Here is a 22,155-nt window from a genome sequence, read left to right as displayed (position 1 = left end):
GAAATAAAAATGATAACAAAATAATATGAAAATCAAAAGATTACTACTTTTATTGGCTTTACCTCTGTGGGTAGCGAGTTGCACCTCTTACAAGAATGTACCTTACCTCAAAAATCCGGAGGCTGTGAACGATTTTAAGGAGACACTTCCTTTGTATGACGCGAAGATCATGCCGAAAGACTTGTTGTGTATCACGGTCAATACGACAGACCCGAAGGCCGCGACTCCGTTCAACTTGACGGTGCAGACTCCGCTCAATGCGGCTTTGACAAATATCAGTACGACTACGCAACCGACCATGCAGCAATACTTGGTGAATAACAAGGGCGAGATTGATTTCCCTGTTATCGGTCGCTTGGCGGTGGGTGGTCTTACAAAGAACGAGGCCGAGGATTTGATTCGCGAGCGTTTGAAACCTTATTTGAAGGAATCCCCGATCGTTACGGTTCGTATGGCTAATTACAAGATCTCGGTATTGGGAGAGGTAGCCCGTCCGGGTAGCTTCACGATCGGCAACGAGAAGGTGAACGTGCTGGAGGCTTTGGCTATGGCGGGTGATATGACGATTTATGGCGTCCGCGATAACGTGAAGCTAATCCGTGAGGATGTGAACGGCAAGCGTAAGATCATCAACCTGAATTTAAACAGTGCCGGAATCGTGACTTCCCCGTATTATTACTTGAAGCAGAACGATATTATTTACGTGACCCCGAACAAAACAAAGGCAAAGAACTCCGATATCGGTAACAGCACGACTCTTTGGGTGAGTTCTATATCGATTCTGGTATCTATCGCCGGTTTATTAGTGAACATACTTAAATAATTGAAAATTGAGAATTGAAAATTAGGAGAGATGGTAGACGAACAGATAAATAGTAATAGGAGCTTGGAGAATGAGGAACAAGAGATTGATTTTCTCGCTCTTTTATTCAAATACCTTTTTTATTGGCGTTGGTTTGTTGCTAGTATATTGATATGTTGTATCGCTACTTACCTGTTTCTGCGTTATCAAACGCCTGTGTATAATATTTCCAGTTCCGTGTTGATAAAGGAGGAGGATAAGCGAAGTGGTTCGGGTAACAATCCATTAGCGGCTATTCAAGATTTGGGCATGTTTTCCATGACAAATAATTTTGATAACGAGGTGGAGATCTTGAAATCCCGTACTTTGATAAAAAAAGTCGTGAATGACTTGAATTTAAATATTCGTGTAGCGAAAAAGCGAGCGTTCGGTTACGCGATTCCTCTTTATAAGAACACTCCGGTGCGGATTTATATGACACCGGAAGAAGCTTCTAAACTGGAGGAACCGATAAAGTTGGAACTCGCCTTTACGAAAGCAGGGAAATTGTCTGTTAAGGCTGAATATGTGCAAGACGGGGAAGATCAAGAGATGGTGCAGGCATTTGACCAATTGCCGGCGGTGTTGCCGACACCCGTGGGCGTTTTAAGCTTTACGCGAGGTGATACCTCGTGTATGGAAGAAGAGGAAATCGCTTTACGTGCGACTATAAACACTCCGATAGAGACCGCTGAGGAGTATATGAAAGATTTGAGTGTGAGTGCCTCTTCCCAGACCACGACCATTGCAAAGATCAGCGTGAAGAATACGGTGAAGGAACGGGGAGTGGATTTTGTTAACCGTTTGGTGGCGTTTTATAATCAAGACGCAAACGACGAGAAAAATGAGGTAGCCCAGAAAACCGCCGAGTTTATCGAGGAACGCATCGGTATCATTAACCATGAGTTGGGTGCGGCGGAGAGCGAGCTCGCGGATTTCAAGCAACGGTCCGGTCTGACTGATTTGACAAATGATGCCCGTTTGGCTTTGCAAGAGAGTTCCAAGTATGAGCAACAACGTGTGGAGAACGCCACGCAAATCCGTTTGGTTCAATATCTGCGTACCTATATCAACGATCCGGTCAACCAAGAAGAGGTCATTCCTGCAAACGTGGGGTTGCAAGATCAAAATCTGGCTAGGGTGATTGAGCAATACAACACGATGATCGTCGAGCGTAAACGTTTGTTGCGTACCTCTTCGGAAACCAACCCGGCAGTGATAAACATGAATACGGGAATCGAGGCGATGAGGCGTAGCGTGGAAACAACAGTGAATAGTGTTTTGCAAGGATTGCAAATTGCTCAAAAAGATATAGAGCGTCAAGCGAGTAAATTCGAGAGCCGGATCAGCGACACGCCCAAGCAGGAGAAAGAGTTTATGACGATTTCCCGCCAACAGGAAATCAAGGCAACTCTATATATCATGCTGTTGCAGAAGCGAGAAGAGAATGCGATCACGTTGGCATCCACGGCTAATAATGGTCGTATTGTAGAGGAGCCCTTACCCGGCAAGGAGCCGGTAGCCCCGAGGAAGCTCGTTTTTTTATTGGCAGCTTTGGTGGTCGGCATGATTGTTCCGGTGGGAATCATCTTTATCGTGGAATTATTGAAATATAAGATTGAGAACCGGGGTGATGTAGAGCAATTGACGAATGTTCCTATTTTGGGAGAATTACCGTTAAGCCCTCATAAGTCATCAGATAAAGGTGCTATCGTGGTACGCGAGAATAAGAACGACATGATGGAGGAGACCTTCCGGGGATTGCGAACCAATCTGCTCTTTATGCTACAGAAAAACCAGAAGGTCATACTTTTCTCCTCCACGCAGCCCGGCGAGGGAAAATCTTTTGTGACCGGAAATCTTGCTGTCAGCTTGGCTTTTTTGGGAAAGAAAGTGATAGTGGTTGGTATGGACATCCGTAAGCCCGGCTTGAACAAAGTGTTCGGGCTGTCGAGCAAGAGGGAAGGAATCTCCAATTACTTGATGAACCCGGAAGACACCGATCTTTTCGGGCTCGTGCGGTCCTCCGGCATTCACCCGAACGTGGATATTCTTTTAGGTGGAACAATTCCCCCGAACCCGACGGAGTTGGTAGCCCGTGATGCATTAGAGAAGGCGATAGAACAATTGAAAGCCCGTTATGATTACGTGTTATTAGATACGGCTCCGATTGGAATGGTAACAGATACGGCTATAATAAGCCGTGTAGCCGATATGTGCGTTTATGTTTGCCGTGCGGATGTGACCCCCAAAGCCGCTTTCTGCTACATCAATGTTCTTAAGGACGATCATAAATTCGATAAGTTGGCGGTTGTGATCAACGGAATCGACTTAAGCAAGCGCAAGAACACCTATGGCTACGGTTATGGTAAGAAATACGGTTATGGCTATGGAAAACATTATGGCTATGGTTATGGCTACGGGTATGGTTTTGAGGCTGAGAATAAGAAAAAGAAATTGTGAGCTTGAGATTGATGCATTTTATTATTGCCTTAGATGAAAAAAATAATGATTTTGGGGGCAAGTATCCTCCAGCTTCCTGCTATAAAAAAAGCAAAAGAAATGGGTTTGGATGTGATTGTTGTAGATATGAATCCAGATGCCGTGGGGTTTAAAGAAGAGGGAATTACGAGATTACAAATTAGTACGATAGATACACCCAAGATTGTGGAGGCTGCTCGTGAATACCGTGTAGATGGTATCATGACGCTTGCTTCAGATATGCCGATGCAGACCGTGGCGGCCGTTTGTGAAGATTTGAACTTACCCGGTATCACACCCCGGACAGCATTGAATGCGACAAATAAAGCAGAAATGAGGATGTGTTTGAAAAAACACGGAGTACCAATTCCTGAATTTTATATCGTTCGCGAGTGGGAAGAATTTTATGATGCCTCCAAGAGTTTTGTGGAAAAATTTGTCGTGAAACCGGCAGATAATTCCGGTAACAGGGGAATTAAGCTGGTTACTGATTTTTCGATAGAAAATTTGAAGGAGGCCTACGCTTATAGTAAACAATATAGCCGGGATGGCAGAATCCTTTTGGAGGAATATATGGAAGGTGATGAGTTCAGCGTGGAAAGTATAAGTGTTTGCGGGGTTTGTAATATTATACAAATCACGGATAAAATTACTTCCGGGCAGCCCTATTTTGTGGAGATGGGGCACACGCAACCCTCTCGGTATGATGTTGTAAAGTTGAAAGATATAGCACGTGTCGCAAAAATGGGCGTGGAGGCGTTGGGAATAAATAGTGGACCTTCGCATACAGAGATAAAATATACCGTGCAAGGTCCCAAAATAGTGGAAATTGGGGCACGGTTAGGAGGTGGTTTTATAACGACTCATCTTGTACCGTTATCAACCGGGGTGGATATGGTTACGGCTAACATCAAATGTGCTATGGGTGAAGTTCCTGATATAGAGAAAAAGTATGCAAAATGTTCTGCTGTACGTTTCTTGCAACCTCAACCCGGGAGATTAAAATCTGTGTCAGGGATAACAGAGGCGGAAGCCGTGAATGGGGTTTTTGAAGTGGGTTTATTGAAACATATTGGAGAGATTGTACCGGAGATGCGTAATGGTTTGGATCGGGTCGCGTATGTTGTCGTTCAAGGTAATACGAGTGATGAAGTCATGGCGGCGTGTGAGGAGGCTATAAAGAAGATTCATTTTGAAATCATGTAGATAATCATGTATAATAAATTTTTTAAACGTCTATTAGACATCCTGATTTCGTTGTGTGCGTTGCCGTTCGTGTTGCTGGTGATATTAATCGTTGCTCCTTTTATTTATATAGAAGACAGAGGAAGTGTATTTTATTTGGCCAAGCGCAGGGGACGTCACGGGAAAATATTCAGCATGTATAAATTGCGTTCCATGGTGGTAAATGCTCCGGATATTCGCAATAAAGACAATTCAACTTATAATTCACCGGATGATCCGCGTATAACTAAAATCGGAAAGTTTATGCGTAAAACATCCATTGATGAGTTACCTCAGTTTATCAATGTGCTGACGGGGGATATGAGTATTATCGGGCCAAGGCCTATCACCACGGACCGACCACTGGAAGAATATGATGAAAAACGGAAAGTACGATTAGAAGTGCGTCCAGGAATTACAGGCTATTCACAGGCTTATTTCCGCAATTCTATTTCTAACGAGGATAAATTGGAGAAGGATGCTTTGTATGCCCGTAATGTGACTTTCTTGGGGGATGTTAAAATAATTTTTGCAACTATAAACACGGTTGTTTTTCGTGAAAACATATATAATAAAGAGAATGAATAATGAACGCGAAAGGAAAACGTTTGCTTATATTGGGTGCCGGACGCGGCCAAATAGGGTTGTATAAAGCGGCACGTGAAATGGGGGTGGTTAGTATTGCGGGGACAATGCCGAACAATAATCCTCCTTGCATCCCGTTGGCAGATGAGGTATGTTATATGAATATTCTTGATCCGGATGAGGTAGAGAGTAGGACTGCCGGTTTACGATTTGACGGTGTGGCAACTTGCTGCCTGGATCGTGGCTTGAAAGCTCTTGGACGGTTGTGCGATACACGCTCATTACCAGGATATTCGGAGGGAGTGGCGGAGCTTTGTAATGATAAATCGAAGATGAAGTCCCAGTTTAGAGAATGTGGTGTAAATACAGCTCCATTTAAACAAATCAGCTCGGAGGAGGCGTTATTAGATGCCGTAAATCAGCTCGGGGGGTATCCCGTGATTATTAAGGCGACCGATTTGGCGGGTAGTCAAGGTATCTACAAGGCGATTAATGAAGAGGAGGCTTTGGACGGGTTTCATAAAGCGATGAGTGCCACGAGGGTTAATTATGTGCTTGTCGAGAAATTCTTGCAGGGGCGTGAATTGGGGGCACAGGCTTTTGTCTGGAATAATGAAATTCTTTTTGTCATGCCTCATGGAGATGTACTTTATCAGGCAGATACGGCAGTCCCGGTAGGGCATTATGTTCCTTATGAATGCACGGATGTGTTACGTGAAAAAATAACGAAAGAGGCAGAAAAGGCAATAAAAGCGATAGGGCTTAATAATTGTGCAGTTAATATCGATTTTATAGAAGAAAACGGTGTCGTGTATGTGTTGGAGTTGACGGGAAGAATCGGGGCCAATTGTTTGCCTGAACTTGTAAGTATTAATTACGGGTTGAATTATTACAAAATGGCGATCGCAGCTGCTTTAGGAATCGACCCGAAAGAAGTATGGAATGAACGTAAAAAAGGCAAGGCAGGTTTGGCAAAAATGCTTATTTCTCCGGATAGGGGAGGTGTTTTAGAAGATATATGCTATGTAGGTAAAAAGGAGTCTTGTATTTATGATTTAACTTTCTTTGTACACCCCGGAAGTGAGGTGAGGAAATTTGTTAATTCTAGCCATTGTTTGGCTCAAATAGTGGTGGAAGGAGAAAGTGTAAAAAAGTGCGAGGAGCAAATGGAAACAGTAGTATCTAAAATTAAAATAAAGCTAAAATGAAAAATCTTATCTTGCTTACCAATTTTTTCCCTTATGGTAATGGTGAACCATATTTGGAAACTGAGGTGAAGTATTATGAGCGGTATTTCGATCATATTTATATATGTTCATTGCAGTTACGGAAAAAGGATTTGCAAGTTCGGAGAGAGTTATTTTCTGATAAATTTAAGGTATTACCGGTAGCGAAAGCATCTAATTATGTTTATTTGTTTAATTCGTTTAGGGTTTTAGGCGATGCGAATTTTTATAAAGAATTATGGAAATTAGGGCGGGAGAAAAGAATCTCTTTTAGACGCATGGCATCTTTATTTGTTTACCTAAGTCGTTCTTATTATGAGGTCGGGAAAATAAAAATGTGGCTCAAAAAGGAAGGAATTTTGGATAATCTTGATGATGGCGTGTTGTATTCATATCGTTTTGAATATCAGCCATACGTTGGATTGCTACTACGTCGTAGATTGCCTAATTATAAAACGGTGTCAAGAGGTCATGGATATGATTTATATGAAGAAAGACATGTAGAGCATTATATTCCTTTGCGTGAGTGTTTGTTGGCCAATCTTAATAAGACGATTATGATCGCTCAAAATGGAATTGACTACCTTGTAAGTAAATATCCTGCATATAAGGAGAACATTGTACTTTCTCGTCTTGGTACCTTGGAGCATGGTTTGGCAGCTTTGCCACAATCAAGAGATGAAATCCGTCTTGTGAGCTGTTCTACAATTTCTTCTATCAAGAGAATAGATCTTATAGTGAGATCTTTGGCACTGATTAAGAAGTTCCGTGTACATTGGGATCATTATGGTGACGGTCCGTTAGCGCATGAAATAGAAGATTTGGTTAAAGAACTGTTGCCGGATAATATTGATTACAAATTTCATGGATATGTAGATAATCAAGCGTTGTTATCAATTTATAAAGATACACCGTATCATTTATTTCTTAATGTTAGTTCTTCGGAGGGTATTCCTGTTTCTATAATGGAGGCTATGTCATTTGGAATTCCTTGCGTTGCTACAGATGTGGGAGGTACTAAAGAAGTTGTTGAAAATGGATATAATGGGATTTTGTTGCCTTGTGATTTTGAACCTCAAGAATTAGCCGAATGGATTGAGAAGTTCAAACAAATGAATGAAACTAATTATCAACAATATCGATATAGAGCCCGATTGAGTTGGGAAAAGAATTATAGCGCAGATAAAAATTATAATAGTTTTATGCGTTTGTTGAATAATGTACAATAAATCTAGAATTGCACATTATTTGCGATAGAAAAATATGTCTACTTCCCTATTTTGTATAGCTATTGTTTTATGGCAAAGGTAAATAAGAACTTTTTTTTAATTGTATTGGTTAATGTGATTTTGCTTTTTTGGGGAAATTTAGTGTTAGCTAATAATATGTTTATTGTCCTTATTTTGACTTGGATTAATATGATGATTTATTCGTATGTTAAGTTAGAAAGGAGAATATTACTTTTTGCTTTTGGAATTACGTTTTTCGTATTTCTTTTGGGGAGGGAGTTCCTTGAACAATATTTGAACTATGATCGGGATTCATATTTTTCAGAGGAGATAACTTTTCACATGTATTTATCAGTATGGTTATCTTTGATTTCTGTTTGGGGGGCTTATTCTTTTTTTTCGTCTAAAGGAGTTATCGCTTCTCGTATTGCAAATAGATCTTCGGATTTCTATGTATTGAAAATTCGGAAATATAGTAAACTCGTTTTTCATGCAACTTATCCGTTTGCTATTGTTTGTAATTTAATAATTGCTTTTTTCGTGGCGAGAAGTGGGTATTATAGTTTCTATACAGAATTTAGTGGAGTCTTGGCTCAATCTCCTATTTTGTATGTATTTTCTAAAATAGAGTTGATAACACCTGCTGCTTTTTGTGTTTTTTTGGCTACACTTCCATCAAAGAATGAGTTCATGACTCCATGTAAGGCATATTTGTTATATATCGTATTAACATTAGGAAGTGGACAGCGGTCAGGATTATTGTTGGGGTTATTGATTTTGTTTGTTTTTGTTGTATTTATGCAGGGAATTGCCCCCAAAGAAAGGTGGTTTGATAAAAAATATATGCGTTATGCTTTTTTATTTATTCCGTTGATAGCTGTTACTGGCAGTCTTTTTAAAATTTGGCGTTTTGAAGGCAATTTAAATAATCTACAGTTTATGAAGGTCTTTTTTGGCTTTTTTTACGAACAAGGTGTAACAAGTTATGTGATAAAAAGGGCTTATGAGTTGGAGGCAAGTATACCGGGAGGCGTACTATATTGTTTGGAATTTCTCCATAGCGGGCTTCCTGCAAGATTATTGGGGATAGAGGTATTTAATGGAAATACCATAGAACACGCTTTGTATGGTAATAGTTTTACACATGCTTTAGGTTATACGGTATTGGGTAATAGGTATTTAAATGGTATGGGTACAGGGTCCAGTTATATTGCCGAGTTGTATTATGATTTTGGTTATATAGGTATTGTAATAGGTTCTTTTATTTATGGTTGGATATTTTCTTGGATGACCAAGGGATTCCGTTCTAATATTTTTATTCGTTCATTATTGTTTATTGTAATGAGTCAGTTACTTTGGGCTCCACGAGGTGCATATACGGCTTTTTTATCGTTTTTATTTGCACCTTCAACAATAGGCATGTTGTTATTTATTTTCGGGATGCCATATTTGAGTTCGTCTTTTTCTCGTTTTTCAAGATTAAAATGAAAATGTCATGGAAAATAAAGTTATAGGTAGGTCAATAAAATGGTCTTCTTTAACAGAGATTGGAGTGAAATTTATAACTCCTGTTTCAACAATGATATTAGCTCGAATTTTATCGCCTGATGCGTTTGGCGTTTTGGCGATATGCTCGATGTTAATCTCGTTTGCAGAGATTATCGCTGATGCTGGATTTGGGAAATATATTGTACAAGCTGAATTTGCAGATGAAAAGATGTTGCATCGTTATGCTTCAGTTGCATTTTGGTCGCATTTAATCATGGCATTGTTCTTATGGACAATTATTATTATATTTTCAGATAGTATTGCAGCAATATTGGGAGTAGAGGGAAAGTCAAATGTGATCATCGTTGCTTGTTCTCAACTTGTTTTCATGTCGATGATTAGTACTCAATTGGGGCTTTTGCGACGTCAGTTTTTGTTTAAAAAAACGTTTATTGCAAGAATAAGTACAGTTTGTGTTACTATTTGTATTACAATACCTTTGGCGCTAATTTTAAAATCGTATTGGGCTTTGATTATAGGGAATTTGTGTGGTAGTATAGTGAATGTATTTGTTTTAACCGTAATGTCAAAATGGTATCCTAATTTGTATTTTTCGAAGGCTGTATTTAAAGATATGTTTGGCTTTAGTTTTTGGTCTCTTTGCGAGGGGCTTGCGCATTGGATGATATTTTGGCTTGATGTTTTTATTGTAACTCAATTTTATTCAATATATTATGTAGGTCTTTATAAGAACTCGGTATCTATCATGTTATCTTTTATAGGAATGATAACAGCTTCAATGAGTCCTGTGTTGCTATCTATTTTAGCTCGATTGAAAAATGATCAATCTTATAACGAGCTATATATGCGGATTTGTCGTTTGTTTATGTATGCGGTTTTACCTCTGTGCGTGGGTATTTTTTTCTGTCGAGACATGGTGACGTTGGTTTTGTTAGGTAATAAATGGATGGAAGCGGCTAATATTATAGGGGTATGGTCCTTGATGTTGGGAGTAAGTGTATTTGTGTATAGTTTTCCTGCAGAGGTCTATAAATCCAAAGGCATACCCAAATATTTGTTTTTTTATCAACTTTCGTATATTGTATTTTTAGTGCCAATATGTATTTTTTCTGCAAAAACGGGATTTTGGGAGTTCGTGTATTGTCGTGCAGGTTGTGTGATTATTCAAGTCGTACTTTTTTTTGTTTTTTGTAAACTTTGTTTGCATTGGAATCCAGTGTGGGTATTGAATAATCTATTAAAACCTGTTTTAGCTACTTTTGTTTTTGCCTCTTTATGTTTCTGTTTATGTGGTGAAGAGTATTCTATTTGGGGTAAGCTAATCTCAGTTTTTGTTGCATATTGTTGCTACGTTATTTTGTGTATGACGCTGTTTCGTAAAGATATTGTTGAGTCGAAACGAGTTCTTTCTGAAAAAGAAATTGCTCTTTAATAATGATATATATGAAAATAAAACGATTTAAAAACTTATTGTTTTTACATTTATCTCATCTACCCCATGGGACGTAAATTAAGATTAAAAATTATTAGAATAGGGAGGTAAATATTCCAGATTTGTCAAATGTATTAATTGGTGATAATGTAATGTTTGATACGAATCATCCTGAATTAATAACGATAGAAAAAAGGGGGCGTATCACCTTGGGGTGTATTATATTAGCTCATTTTAAAGATTCAACTACTGGGAAATATAATTTTGGAGAGGTGCGTATAAAAAAGAATGCGTTTATAGGTTGTAATTCTGTGATTTGTAAATCTGTTACAATAGGAGAAAATGCAATTGTTGGAGCCTCATCTGTGTATTGAAAGATATACCTGATAATGAGATTTGGGGGGGGGATCCCGCATGATTTATAAAAAAACGATAGAAAGATACATATCACATTAGATTGTAAATATTATGTATTTATCTAAATATTACTATTTGTATGAAAAATATTCCTTTTTCACCTCCGGATATGACGGAGGCAGAGATTATAGAAGTTAGTGAGGCTCTTCGTTCCGGTTGGATCACGACTGGACCAAGGACGAAGGAGTTTGAGCATTTGATTGCGATGTGTTGTCAGACGAGTAAAGCCGTTTGTTTGAATTCCGCCACGGCTTGTATGGAGTTGATACTTAGAGTATTGGGGGTAGGTCCGGGGGATGAGGTGATTGTTCCCTCGTACACGTACACGGCTACCGCCAGCGTGGTTTGTCACGTGGGGGCAAAGGTCGTTATGGTAGATACGGCCCCAGAGGCATTTGAAATGGATTACGATAAGTTGTCGGAAGTTATCACGGAGCGGACAAAAGTGGTTATTCCGGTGGATTTGGGAGGTGTGGTTTGTAATTATCATAGAATATTTTCGAGCGTGGAGAGTAAGAAGTCATTGTTTTCTCCGACTAATGATATACAGAAGGCATTCGGGCGGGTGATTGTTCTTACCGATGCTGCCCATGCTTTTGGGGCGAAGTGGCACGGGAAAATGTGTGGTGAAATTGCCGATTTTACCTCGTTCTCGTTTCATGCGGTGAAGAATTTGACCACGGCGGAAGGAGGAGCGTTGACATGGCGTTCGATGGAGGGGATTGATAATGAATGGTTGTACAAGCAGTTTCAGTTGTTGTCGTTGCACGGGCAAAGTAAAGATGCTTTAGCTAAAACACGATTGGGTGCGTGGGAGTATGATGTTGTCGCACCGAATTTTAAATGTAACATGACGGATATCATGGCAGCAATAGGGTTGTCGCAGTTGAAGCGTTACCCGGAATTGCTTTATCGGCGACGTCAAATCGTGGAGCATTACAATAAAGCCTTGAGGGGATGCAATGTGCAGGTGCTTGATCATTATGGAGATGACTATTCTTCCAGTGGTCACCTTTACATGGTGCGTTTGCTGGGGAAAGATAGGGATTTCCGGAATCGAGTTATCATGGAGATGGCGCAGCGTGGGGTGGCTTGTAATGTGCATTATAAACCGTTGCCGATGATGACGGCATACAAGAACTTAGGATTTGATATTAAAGATTTCCCGAACGCTTACAATCAATATTGTAACGAGGTAACGCTTCCGCTACATACTTGTTTGAGTGATGACGAGGTGGAGTACGTGATCTCGAATTTTGTAGAAATTATTTCAAAATAATATTCCCTTGAAACGTGTTTTTGATGTTGTGGCAAATGGTTGTTTCTCTATTTTGAAATGAATATTGATGCGATGAGTTGATGATATGCCCCGGGAGTAGTGCCCGGGGTTTGTTATTTTTTAGAGTTTCGCCACATGGGGCGTTTGCAGGTGAAAAGGTCATTTCGCGAGATATAAAATCAGGAAGTTATGAAAGAAACGAATGATCAATCGCAACGTCTCGTGGGAGATTGTTTTTTTGTACGTCAGGGAGAACGTATGGAGAAGTGTTTTTACTCGGAAGTCTTGTACGTGGAGGCTTCGGGGTGTTATAGTTATATTTATCGTCGGGATAAGCCCCGGCTTTCGATCGCCTATCCTCTTTTAGTGGTGGAACCTTGGTTGCCGAGGGATATGTTCCGCCGGATTCACCGGAGTTATATCGTGAATCTTCGGGAAGTGGAGGGATTTATAGGTAAGGCGATCTGCATTGCAGATCGGGTGTTGCCCGTGAGTCCACTTTACCGGGAAGAGGTGTTCGGGTGTTTCCTGTTCTGGGAATTAAAGCGCAAGAAGAAGGTGCAATAGAATGAAGGGATATAGAAGATAAGAGTAGTTAATCGTTCTTGTGAGGTGACCTTTCAAGGGAAGTTTTGTTTAGATAAATTTTCCGGGGATTCAGATGATAAATCGGGGCATTCGGATAATTTGGTTGGTAAAGGGCGTTCCGGGATGTACTTTTGGAATACAATTAAAAATTACAAAAGATTATGGGAGTGTTACAGAATGTGATTAGAGAGCTAGGTAAAGAGGTTTGCCGTTTTACAGGAGGAGTGGTACAAGATCAAATACCTCGTGAGTTGGATATCGTTTTAATCGTTTTTTGGGACAAGTAGGGCGGGGAATCAAAATTCTTTCTTTATATTTGTAAATCCAAACGATGTACAGGACACGAATAAATTTATGTCAGAACGGGAAGAAATAGAATGGCTGCGGGGATTGAAGGCTGGGGAGGACGGTGCTTACAAGGTGCTGTTCGAGAAATATTATGCCCCACTCTGTGCTTTTGCCACGGGGTTCGTGAATGACGCGGCTGCGGCGGAAGACATCGTGCAGGAAATTTTCTTCAAATTATACACGGACAAGCCGACATTCGAGGCGGTGGTTGCCTTGAAATCTTACTTGTATCTGGTGACGAAGAATCAGTGTCTGAATTACTTGAAACACGTTCGTATTGAACAAGAGTACGTGTCTTTGATGGACGAGAAGGAGAAGACAACCTTCTTTTTCAACCAGATCGTGGAGCAGGAGTTATTGATGTTGCTTTCGGAGGCGATCGAAGACTTGCCGGAGCAGACGGGCAAAGTATTTCAACTGGTCATGGAGGGGTTCGATAACGCAGAGATAGCGGAAAAATTGAATCTTTCGATTGACTCGGTGAAATCTCATAAAAAGCGTGGTAAGCAATTCTTAAAGAATAGATTAAGCGATATCATGGCTATCCTTTTGATTCTATCCAATTGTTAAAATCGCGGGAAAATGACATTTCGGTGACACTTTTTTGCCACTCGGTTGTTTTTAGTCCGTAAACAGATAAAGAAATGAAAGAGGCATTTGAAATAGCACGATTGATAAGGAAGTGTCTGCGGGGCGAATTGTCCGGGCAGGAGGAAAAGATACTTTCCGACTGGCGGCAAGCGTCACGTGATAACGAGGCGGCTTTTCAAAAAATGACCTCAGGAAGCTTTTATACTGACGGGACGGAATTGTGGGAAACGTTCGATTCTCGTGTTGCTTACGGGCGTTTTTTACAAAGGAAATATCAACAACGCCGCTCGAGGAGGCTGTTGTTTCGTGCGGCTCGTGTGGCGGCTGTTGTTCTACCGCTCACGATAGCGATTGTACTTTATATCGGTCTCGGGAAAGAGAGCGTGCCCGCAACGGATTATGCCGCCGCCGCAACCATTTTGCCGGGAACGAGCAAGGCGGTGTTGACGACGGGCGATGGGAACACGATCATGTTGGGACAGGAGTATTCCGACAGCACGATTATTGCGGACGGCACGCGGATCGATGCCTCGACGTCGGGGCTGACTTATGCGGGTATTTCTGGGAACAGCGCTCTCGTGTATAATAAACTGGAAATACCGCGGGGCGGGGAGTTCTGCCTGACGTTGTCCGACGGGACGAAAGTGTGGCTGAACTCGGAGACTTCAATCCAGTATCCGGTAGCTTTCGGGACGAAGGAACGAAGGGTGTTCGTGCAGGGAGAGGCGTATTTCGAGGTGGCGAAGGATGCCAAGAAGCCGTTTATCGTGCAATTCATGAGTTCGGCGGTGACGGTGCTGGGAACGTCGTTCAACGTGCGGGCTTATCCCGAAGAGGGACACTCCTTGACGACGCTTGCCGAGGGTTCGGTATGTATCACGGGGGGCGACAACACGATAAGCATAAAACCGGGCGAACAGGTGGAAGTGGATGCTTTGTCGGGTGATATGGTGAAACGGGAGGTGGAGGTACGGGATTTTACCAGTTGGAAAGACGGACGATTCGTGTTCGTGCGACGACCGCTGGAAGAGATCATGCGAACGTTGGAACGATGGTACGATATCCGGGTAGTGTTCAAGGACGAGGAGGCGAAACGGATTTCTTTATCGGGTGATTTAAGACGATACGATAATTTCTCCCGCGTGGTGGAAATGTTGGGACTGACAGGAGATGCTCGGTTCGAGATTAAAGGAAATGATGTCTATATAACTACTGAGTAGAGTTGCCCCGATGGCCACGGGGGAACGAGAGTGTGAACCATTTAAAATTAATAATTTACGTTATGAAGAAGAACCAGAATAAGTCTCTTCCGGGAGGTTTATGGTTATTAAAAAACCAACTGATGATGAAATTGACGGTTGTTTTCCTCTTCTTGTCGTCGTTCGCCGTTACGGCACAGAACGTGACGATAAAGATGCAGAACAGCACGTTCACGGGAATAGCTAAAGAGATACAGAAACAGACGAACTTGACCTTCTTGTACAATGACGCGAAGGTGGGTACTATCGTGAATTTGAATCCCGATTTCACGAACACGGACGTGAAGACGGTACTTGAATATTGTTTGCGGGGAACCGGTTTGACTTTCTCGATCGTGGATAACACGGTGGTGATATCTCCCGCGCGGGTGACCGCCCAGACGGGAAGGAACGATTTGAGGGTTTCCGGTAAGGTGACCGACGAGAAGGGATTACCCTTGCCCGGCGTGAATATTTTAATCAAGGGGACGACGGTCGGTTTCGTGTCTGACGTGGATGGGAAGTTCTTGGTATTGTGCAGCAAAGGCGATACCTTGCTTTTCACGATGATTGGCTTCGAGTCCCGGATGATGGCCGTGAGTGACGACACGCCGGTCACGGTGCAGATGAAAGAAGCTACCGAGTCGCTGGACGAGGTGGTCGTGGTATCGACGGGATATACCCGCTTGCCTAAAGAGCGTGCCACGGGATCATTCGGCGTGGTTACCGCCAAGGAATTGGAGAAACGTCCCAGCCCGAATATACTGAACCGTTTGGAAGGTGTAGTCCCCGGCGTGTACGTGGATATCAAAAATTCGGACATGACGTTCCTGTACGGGTCTAACCGTTCGGACGGGCAACTGGAGGAACAGAACAATATTTCGATGAATATCCGGGGAAGAAGCAGTTTCTCGGATGCGATGGCTCGCCCGTTGCTTGTTGTTGACGGATTCCCGACAGATATGGAATTGAAAGGTCTGAACCCGAATGACGTGGAGTCGATCACTTTCCTGAAAGATGCGGCAGCCGCTTCTATCTGGGGTGCCCGCGCGGCTAACGGGGTGATCGTTATCGAAACGAAAAAAGGAAAGAAAAACGGCAGACCGGGTACGGCGGTGAGTTTCGGGATGAATATCATGACGTCGGGTTCACCGCGTTTCAGTTCGTTGCCCGTGATGAATTCGGCGGAGATGATTGATTACGAGCGGGAGATGGTGGAGAAAGGTTATATCACTCGCCCGGTAAGTTCGGCATGGGGGGCGGGATACGCTATCTCGGATGCGGCGAAGATTTTGCTGGATGCCAAGGACGGTGTGATTACTCAAGCGGATGCGGATGCACAATTGGAGAAATTGGCAAGCCGCAAGTCATACCGTGACGTGAAAAAGTATTTATTGCAACCGGCTTTCTCGCAACAGTATAACCTGTCATTCAGCGGGGCTTCCGAGCAGATGTCTTATTTCTTGTCGGCTTCTTACGCGAATGAACAGTCAAACACGAAAGGCGAACAAGGTGACCGTTTCACGTTGACTTCCAATTTGAATTTCAAGATTATGAATTGGGCGACACTGACCACGGGTTTGAGGGCTTCGTTGATCAATATCAAGAACAACGGTCTGGGACTTTCCGCGATGCAGGCGTCGCTGGGTATACTGCCTTTGATGCCGTATAATCAACTCGTGGATGATAATGGCAACCGGGTGGATTATTACCGGTATGAAGAGGATTTCGTGAAGGAGAAAGAGGAACAGGGATACAAGAACTGGAAGTATAATTATCTTGACGAGTTGGATAACATGGATAATACGCGGAAGGAGCAAGCTGTTTCGCTGACAATGGGATTGAATATTCCGGTTCCGGGCGTGAAGGGATTGGCGTTGGACGGATCGTTCATGTACGAGAAAACGAACGCGAGAACCAGAAATCTCGAGAACGAGGATACTTACGCTTCACGTGACAGGTATAATTATGCCACGCGATATAACGAGAGCACGGGTGAATTGACACACGGGCTTCCCGATGGCGGATTGTTGAACCTTTCTCACACGGATTCCCGGAATTATAGTTTGCGGGGGCAATTGAATTACAATAACACGATTGACGAGATTCATCAAATATCCGCATTGGCGGGGATGGAATTCCGCGAAACCAGAATGTGGCAGAGCAGCGCGTGGTATTACGGTTACAACGGACAGACCTTGCAGTCGGCTTCCCAGATAACGAATCCCTACACGAATATATGGGGGTGGACTTCTTACTTGAACGAGGGCAGCCCGGAACAGGATTTGCAACGCCGTTTCCTGTCATATTACGGGAACGTGTCGTACACGTTGATGAGTAAATACGTGTTGACAGGTAGCGTGAGATATGACGACTACAATAATTTCGGTGTTGACCGGAAATACCGGGCTACCCCGATGTGGTCGACCGGGTTGGCATGGCATATCGGCAGAGAGGATTTCATATTGGATAACGCGGGATGGTTGAACAAGTTGACTTTCCGTGCCACCTACGGGTATAACGGGAATATTGACCAGAATCAGTATCCGTTCACGCAGATATCCTTGACGACGGGTAATGACGGGTACACGCAATTGCCTTCTTCCAGTATTAACTTTGCGGCGAATCCTTCCGTGCGTTGGGAGAAAACAGGCGTGTTGAATTTTGGTTTGGACTTTGCCGTGTTGAATAATAGGCTTTCCGGTTCTATCGAATTGTATCGCAAATATTCGAGGGATTTATTCGCAGATTACGTGATTAACCCGATATTCGGGGCAAACGCCTCGTCGATGTACACGCTTTCCCGTAACGCGGCAAAAGTAAACGGTAAAGGTTTGGATGTGGCGTTGAACGGGACTATCGTACAGAAAGGAGATTTCAGGTATGAGGCAAGCCTCACATACTCCTATAACACGAACGAGGTGAAATCTTCGCCTTACGAGATGTCGTCTTATTTCTACTCCAGTGGTGGCGGTAGCGGTCGCATGTTGGAAGGGTATAACATGAGCAACTTCTGGGCTTACCGTTGGGCAGGTCTGGACGAGAACGGGGATTCACAAGTGTACAACGCGGATGGGGAGATCGTCAAATCGACAGAGAACGTGACAAATGATGACCTCGTGTACGTGGGAACTTTGACTCCCAAGTATTTCGGCGGGTTCTTCAATACCTTCTCGTATAAAGGGGTGTCGCTTTACGTGGGTATAACTTATAAACTGGGATATATCTTCCAGAAACCGACGATCGCCCAACAGGCAGGGGGGAGAAACACGTATTACGAGATTAACGAGGATATGGCAAAACGGTGGCGAGAGGCAGGCGATGAAGCGACTACAAACGTGCCCCGTATCGGAACGAATGCGAATAGTTTCGTGCGCTACCGAGGTGCGGATATACATATCGAGAAAGGAGATCATATCAGGTTGAGAGAGATTTCATTGACTTATAATATCCCATCCAAGTGGTTGAATAAACTCATGATCAATAGCGGGTCTGTCGGTTTCAGCGCAAACAACGTGGGGATGATCTGGAAAAAGAATAATGCGGGTATCGACCCCGACTTTATCCCGAACAGTCGTAACTTGACCATGTCACCCACGCCGTCTTATAATTTCTCGTTAAACCTTAACTTCTAAAGCATGAACGATATGAACAAGAATATATTATTGAGTTTGGTTGTCGGGCTTTCCTGTTCGCTTTCCGCCTGCTCGGATTGGGTGGATATCAAGACGAAGGGGAAATTGATCCCGGAGGAAACGGTGAATTACCGTTACCTGATGAATAACACGGAGAATTTCAAGTACACGCTTGCGTACCATGATGTGGCTTCGGACGACATCAATATGTCCGATGAAACGCAGCAGAACGCTGTATACGAAACGGATAAGTTTATCCCGATATACACGTGGGCGGACGAGATTTACAGTCAGTCGGAAAATGATCAGGAGATGAATGCCGTTTATCAAGTGATTTATAATTGTAACGTGGTGATCGATGAGGTGATGGGTAGTAAAAACGGAACGCAGGCAGAGAAACTATCGATCCGTGCCGAGGCGCTCGTGCATCGTGCCGATGCTTATCTGGCATTGGTGAACGTGTACGGTAAGCCCTATAACGCTGCGACTGCTGCGACCGATCAGGGGGTGCCTTTATTGACGACTCCCCGCGTGGAGGGTTCTTTGCCCCGTGCGTCCGTGGAGAGGGTGTACGAGCAGATTATCAGTGATTTGAACGATGCTTTCGAGTATCTGCCGGACGTATCGCAGTTCAATTTCTACCCGAGTAAATGTGCCGTTTACGCCTTGAAAGCGAGGGCTTATTTGCTGATGGGGAATTACACGGAGGCAAAGGCTAATGCCGTGGAAGCGTTGAAGTTGCAGAGTGGACTGGAGAATCTGAATCTTTATATCGGTGATGCGGTAACTTACCCGGAAAACTTGAAGGACAAGGAAGTGATACTTGCCAAGATGCCGAGAACGACTTTCTCGTTAACTTCTTATAGTGCCGTTGATCTTGTGTTGAGTGATGGTTTGTTGAACTTGTTTGACCGGGATTATGACCTGCGTTACTTGTATTTCACCAGACCGATGTCCGAGTTAGGCGTGGAGTACACGGGACGGATCTATTTCAAGAATCATTTGTATAATAGTAGTTACCCGAAGTATGAATCCCGTAGCATGGGTCCCTCTGTGCCGGAAATGATGTTGATTGAAGCGGAATGTTGGGCTCGCGAGGGAAAGACGACGGAGGCGATGAATATCCTGAACACTCTGCGGGAATATCGTTTCTCCCCGGACGAGTACTATACGTTAAGTGCTGCGACCGCGACCGAGGCTTTGGGACACGTGTTGCAAGAGCGACGGAAAGAGTTGATGTGTCGCGGGTTGCGCTGGATGGATCAACGCCGTCTGGCGAACGATCCCGATTTCCCGACACAGACCGTTACCCGCGTGTTTAAAGGTACTACTTATACTTTACAACCCGGTGCGGTACGCTACACGTTCCCGATGGGCGAGTTGTACTTGGAGGAAAACCCGGAGATTGGGCAGATAGAATAAAAAGAGTTCGTAAGGTTCATAAAGTTATAAAGTTCATAAGGTTAGGTATGCCTATTACTTTATAAACTTTATGAACCTTATAAACTTTATAAACTTGTTAATTCGTATTGTATGAAAAAAATCACATTGTTAGGAAGTATCGTGGTACTTCTGTTTATCTCGTGCGCTTTGAGTGCGCAAAATCGCAGACCGTTTCATATTATTCCGCTAGTGCCTGTCGTGGGGCAGGAGGTGAAGTTCACGTATGATAACTCGTTGACTTCGCTTGCCGGGGAAGAGACTGTTCACGGGACGGTCTATTACTGGCAGGATCTACGCTGGGAGGCGGAAGACTTGAATCTGGTGAAAAACGACACGGCTTGGGAGGCTACTTGCATGATTCCTGACCGGTGCGCGTTGGTGGTATGTAAATTTTACGCGGGTGACAAGCAGGATTCGGGCGGACGCGCGACTTATGCCACGATGACTTTCGACCGGGACGGGCGGAACTTGCCCACGTCGTACATCGGATGGGGTATGCTGCGCAACAAGAAGTTGGAATCGTTACCCGGTTATTGCGAGGAAGAGGCTTATATTGATGATGACGTGATGCGTTTCTGGCTTAATCAACAGTTACTGAAAGATCCGGGAGCACGGCGGTACGTGTTTTATTACGCTGCCAAGTTATTGAATCAAATGATGCCGGGAGAGAAACACGAGCAGATGTTGAGCGATGTGAATTTTATCGTGAACTTGCCCGAGGTGGACGAGGAAACCCTCTTGAAAGCATTGGAAGTTGCCCGGAATATCGTTAAGGATACAGCGGTTGCCGCCGTTGTGGAACAGCGTATATTAAAGGAATACCCTGACGGGATTCTCGCTCGTGACCGGGAGATATGGCGTATATTCAGAATTAGCGATCCGGACGCGAAGACGCCCGAGTTCGAGGCATTTCTGAAGCGTTTTCCTGTGGAGAAATTCCGAGACACGGAAACGGAAATGACCGGTATGTACCTTGGTAAGATATTCCAATCGGTGGTTTATCAGCCTATTATCAAGAAGGACGATTACAGCCAGTTGTACAAGTATATTCATGATGTGCCCCAGAATTTGTTGCTCACCTTCTACTGGCATATGGTACAAGTACCTTTGAGCACGAACCAGCGGACGCCGGAACAGGTATTGCCTTTCGCGAAGTTGATCTATGACGAGGTGATGACCCGTCCCTGCGAGGGTTCTGCCCGGGTGTATTCCGACCGGGAATGGAAACAGCAACTGCTCGCCAGAGGAAAAGACATGATTCTTGCCCATGCTTCCGTGCTGGCTGCCACCGGGTCACCTGCCGAAGCCTTGGAACTGATGGAGGAGATAAAGGATATTTACGCTTACAAGTCAGCCGTTTACAATGAACTGTACGTGCAGTTGTTACAGAAGAACGATTATTCCTCGCTCGTGATTCCGACTATCATTGCCGGGGTTCGGGAAGATGCCGTGACTCCCGGGATGTTGGATATTTTGCGTGCCGATTACTTGAAGACACACAAGAATGACAAGGATTTTGATGCTTATGTCAATTCTTTGAAGTCACGGGAAAAGCAGCAGGAGATGCAGGCGCATTTGAAAGAGTCGATGATTAAAGAAAAGATCACGCTTTATGCCTTGGAAGATTTGGACGGGAAAAAGGTTGATCTTTCCAAGATGAAAGGAAAGATTATCGTGTTGGACTTCTGGGCAACGTGGTGCGCTCCCTGTAAAGCATCTTTGCCGGGAATGCAGATGGCGGTGAACAAGTACAAGAATGATCCTGACGTGGCTTTCTATTTTATCGCCACGATGGAAACAAAAGCCGATTTCCGGCAGAAGATCAGGGAATTTCTGAAAGAGAAAAATTATTCTCTTGACGTGCTTGTCGATAACGTGAATCCCCAAACGGGTACTCGGTCGGCTGTTTACGACGCATATTGCAAAGCGTTTAAATTCTCCGGTATTCCCCACAAGATGATTATTGACGGAGAGGGAAACCTGCGTTGGAGCGTGGGCGGGTACATGGGTAGCCCCTCTGCTTTGGCGGAAGAGGTTAGCTTCGTGATAGAAACATTAAAGGCGGAATAAACGAAATGAATAGAAACGG

General features: G+C 43.5%; 16 protein-coding genes. All 16 read left to right on the top strand.

Annotated features, from left to right (window positions below; all coding sequences use genetic code 11):
* Positions 1 to 25: 25 nt before the first annotated feature.
* Positions 26 to 823, top strand: a complete 798-nt coding sequence (locus CS948_RS18230; RefSeq protein WP_099293433.1) for a polysaccharide biosynthesis/export family protein — start codon at positions 26 to 28, stop codon at positions 821 to 823.
* Between the two features lie 30 nt (positions 824 to 853).
* Positions 854 to 3,304, top strand: a complete 2,451-nt coding sequence (locus tag CS948_RS18225) for a polysaccharide biosynthesis tyrosine autokinase (RefSeq protein WP_099293431.1) — start codon at positions 854 to 856, stop codon at positions 3,302 to 3,304.
* 33 nt (positions 3,305 to 3,337) lie between these two features.
* Positions 3,338 to 4,528 carry an ATP-grasp domain-containing protein gene (locus tag CS948_RS18220; protein ID WP_255302072.1) on the top strand — a complete coding sequence of 397 codons (1,191 nt, stop codon included), beginning with the start codon at positions 3,338 to 3,340 and terminating at the stop codon, positions 4,526 to 4,528.
* A 6-nt stretch (positions 4,529 to 4,534) separates the two neighbouring features.
* Positions 4,535 to 5,134: a sugar transferase gene (locus tag CS948_RS18215; protein WP_099293427.1), complete on the top strand. Its 600-nt coding sequence runs from the start codon at positions 4,535 to 4,537 to the stop codon at positions 5,132 to 5,134.
* Positions 5,134 to 6,339 carry an ATP-grasp domain-containing protein gene (locus CS948_RS18210; RefSeq protein WP_099293425.1) on the top strand — a complete coding sequence of 402 codons (1,206 nt, stop codon included), beginning with the start codon at positions 5,134 to 5,136 and terminating at the stop codon, positions 6,337 to 6,339. The genes CS948_RS18215 and CS948_RS18210 overlap by 1 nt, the downstream gene beginning before the upstream one ends.
* On the top strand, positions 6,336 to 7,586 hold the full coding sequence (locus tag CS948_RS18205) for a glycosyltransferase (RefSeq protein WP_099293423.1): 1,251 nt from the start codon (positions 6,336 to 6,338) through the stop codon (positions 7,584 to 7,586). Before CS948_RS18210 ends, CS948_RS18205 begins: the two co-directional genes overlap by 4 nt.
* A gap of 69 nt (positions 7,587 to 7,655) precedes the next feature.
* Positions 7,656 to 9,074 (top strand): O-antigen polysaccharide polymerase Wzy family protein, encoded by a 1,419-nt coding sequence (locus CS948_RS18200; RefSeq protein WP_141560991.1) that lies wholly within the window; start codon positions 7,656 to 7,658, stop codon positions 9,072 to 9,074.
* 7 nt (positions 9,075 to 9,081) lie between these two features.
* Entirely contained in the window at positions 9,082 to 10,527 is a 1,446-nt protein-coding gene (locus CS948_RS18195; protein ID WP_099293419.1) for a lipopolysaccharide biosynthesis protein, read from the top strand.
* 122 nt (positions 10,528 to 10,649) lie between these two features.
* On the top strand, positions 10,650 to 10,901 hold the full coding sequence (locus tag CS948_RS18190; RefSeq protein ID WP_141560990.1) for a DapH/DapD/GlmU-related protein: 252 nt from the start codon (positions 10,650 to 10,652) through the stop codon (positions 10,899 to 10,901).
* 122 nt (positions 10,902 to 11,023) lie between these two features.
* Entirely contained in the window at positions 11,024 to 12,223 is a 1,200-nt protein-coding gene (locus CS948_RS18185) for a DegT/DnrJ/EryC1/StrS aminotransferase family protein (protein ID WP_099293415.1), read from the top strand.
* 189 nt (positions 12,224 to 12,412) lie between these two features.
* Positions 12,413 to 12,790, top strand: a complete 378-nt coding sequence (locus CS948_RS18180) for a LytTR family DNA-binding domain-containing protein (protein ID WP_099293413.1) — start codon at positions 12,413 to 12,415, stop codon at positions 12,788 to 12,790.
* Between the two features lie 375 nt (positions 12,791 to 13,165).
* Positions 13,166 to 13,729 (top strand): RNA polymerase sigma-70 factor, encoded by a 564-nt coding sequence (locus CS948_RS18175; protein ID WP_099293411.1) that lies wholly within the window; start codon positions 13,166 to 13,168, stop codon positions 13,727 to 13,729.
* 74 nt (positions 13,730 to 13,803) lie between these two features.
* Positions 13,804 to 14,970 (top strand): FecR family protein, encoded by a 1,167-nt coding sequence (locus tag CS948_RS18170; protein ID WP_099293409.1) that lies wholly within the window; start codon positions 13,804 to 13,806, stop codon positions 14,968 to 14,970.
* A gap of 62 nt (positions 14,971 to 15,032) precedes the next feature.
* Entirely contained in the window at positions 15,033 to 18,623 is a 3,591-nt protein-coding gene (locus CS948_RS18165) for a SusC/RagA family TonB-linked outer membrane protein (protein WP_099293407.1), read from the top strand.
* A 12-nt stretch (positions 18,624 to 18,635) separates the two neighbouring features.
* A complete protein-coding gene (locus CS948_RS18160) occupies positions 18,636 to 20,045 on the top strand; it encodes a RagB/SusD family nutrient uptake outer membrane protein (protein WP_176555121.1) in 1,410 nt (469 codons plus the stop codon).
* A 111-nt stretch (positions 20,046 to 20,156) separates the two neighbouring features.
* On the top strand, positions 20,157 to 22,136 hold the full coding sequence (locus CS948_RS18155) for a TlpA disulfide reductase family protein (RefSeq protein ID WP_099293403.1): 1,980 nt from the start codon (positions 20,157 to 20,159) through the stop codon (positions 22,134 to 22,136).
* Positions 22,137 to 22,155: the final 19 nt, after the last annotated feature.

Source organism: Butyricimonas sp. Marseille-P3923 (assembly GCF_900184685.1).
Lineage (GTDB): Bacteria > Bacteroidota > Bacteroidia > Bacteroidales > Marinifilaceae > Butyricimonas > Butyricimonas muris.
This window is presented reverse-complemented; position numbering and strand designations above follow the sequence as displayed.

What these genes read in the sequence shown, in the direction of transcription:
- CS948_RS18230 (WP_099293433.1), top strand. Translation starts at nt 26, where the DNA reads ATGAAAATCAAAAGATTACTACTTTTATTGGCTTTACCTCTGTGGGTA.
- CS948_RS18225 (WP_099293431.1), top strand. Translation starts at nt 854, where the DNA reads ATGGTAGACGAACAGATAAATAGTAATAGGAGCTTGGAGAATGAGGAA.
- CS948_RS18220 (WP_255302072.1), top strand. Translation starts at nt 3,338, where the DNA reads ATGAAAAAAATAATGATTTTGGGGGCAAGTATCCTCCAGCTTCCTGCT.
- CS948_RS18215 (WP_099293427.1), top strand. Translation starts at nt 4,535, where the DNA reads ATGTATAATAAATTTTTTAAACGTCTATTAGACATCCTGATTTCGTTG.
- CS948_RS18210 (WP_099293425.1), top strand. Translation starts at nt 5,134, where the DNA reads ATGAACGCGAAAGGAAAACGTTTGCTTATATTGGGTGCCGGACGCGGC.
- CS948_RS18205 (WP_099293423.1), top strand. Translation starts at nt 6,336, where the DNA reads ATGAAAAATCTTATCTTGCTTACCAATTTTTTCCCTTATGGTAATGGT.
- CS948_RS18200 (WP_141560991.1), top strand. Translation starts at nt 7,656, where the DNA reads ATGGCAAAGGTAAATAAGAACTTTTTTTTAATTGTATTGGTTAATGTG.
- CS948_RS18195 (WP_099293419.1), top strand. Translation starts at nt 9,082, where the DNA reads ATGGAAAATAAAGTTATAGGTAGGTCAATAAAATGGTCTTCTTTAACA.
- CS948_RS18185 (WP_099293415.1), top strand. Translation starts at nt 11,024, where the DNA reads ATGAAAAATATTCCTTTTTCACCTCCGGATATGACGGAGGCAGAGATT.
- CS948_RS18180 (WP_099293413.1), top strand. Translation starts at nt 12,413, where the DNA reads ATGAAAGAAACGAATGATCAATCGCAACGTCTCGTGGGAGATTGTTTT.
- CS948_RS18175 (WP_099293411.1), top strand. Translation starts at nt 13,166, where the DNA reads ATGTCAGAACGGGAAGAAATAGAATGGCTGCGGGGATTGAAGGCTGGG.
- CS948_RS18170 (WP_099293409.1), top strand. Translation starts at nt 13,804, where the DNA reads ATGAAAGAGGCATTTGAAATAGCACGATTGATAAGGAAGTGTCTGCGG.
- CS948_RS18165 (WP_099293407.1), top strand. Translation starts at nt 15,033, where the DNA reads ATGAAGAAGAACCAGAATAAGTCTCTTCCGGGAGGTTTATGGTTATTA.
- CS948_RS18160 (WP_176555121.1), top strand. Translation starts at nt 18,636, where the DNA reads ATGAACAAGAATATATTATTGAGTTTGGTTGTCGGGCTTTCCTGTTCG.
- CS948_RS18155 (WP_099293403.1), top strand. Translation starts at nt 20,157, where the DNA reads ATGAAAAAAATCACATTGTTAGGAAGTATCGTGGTACTTCTGTTTATC.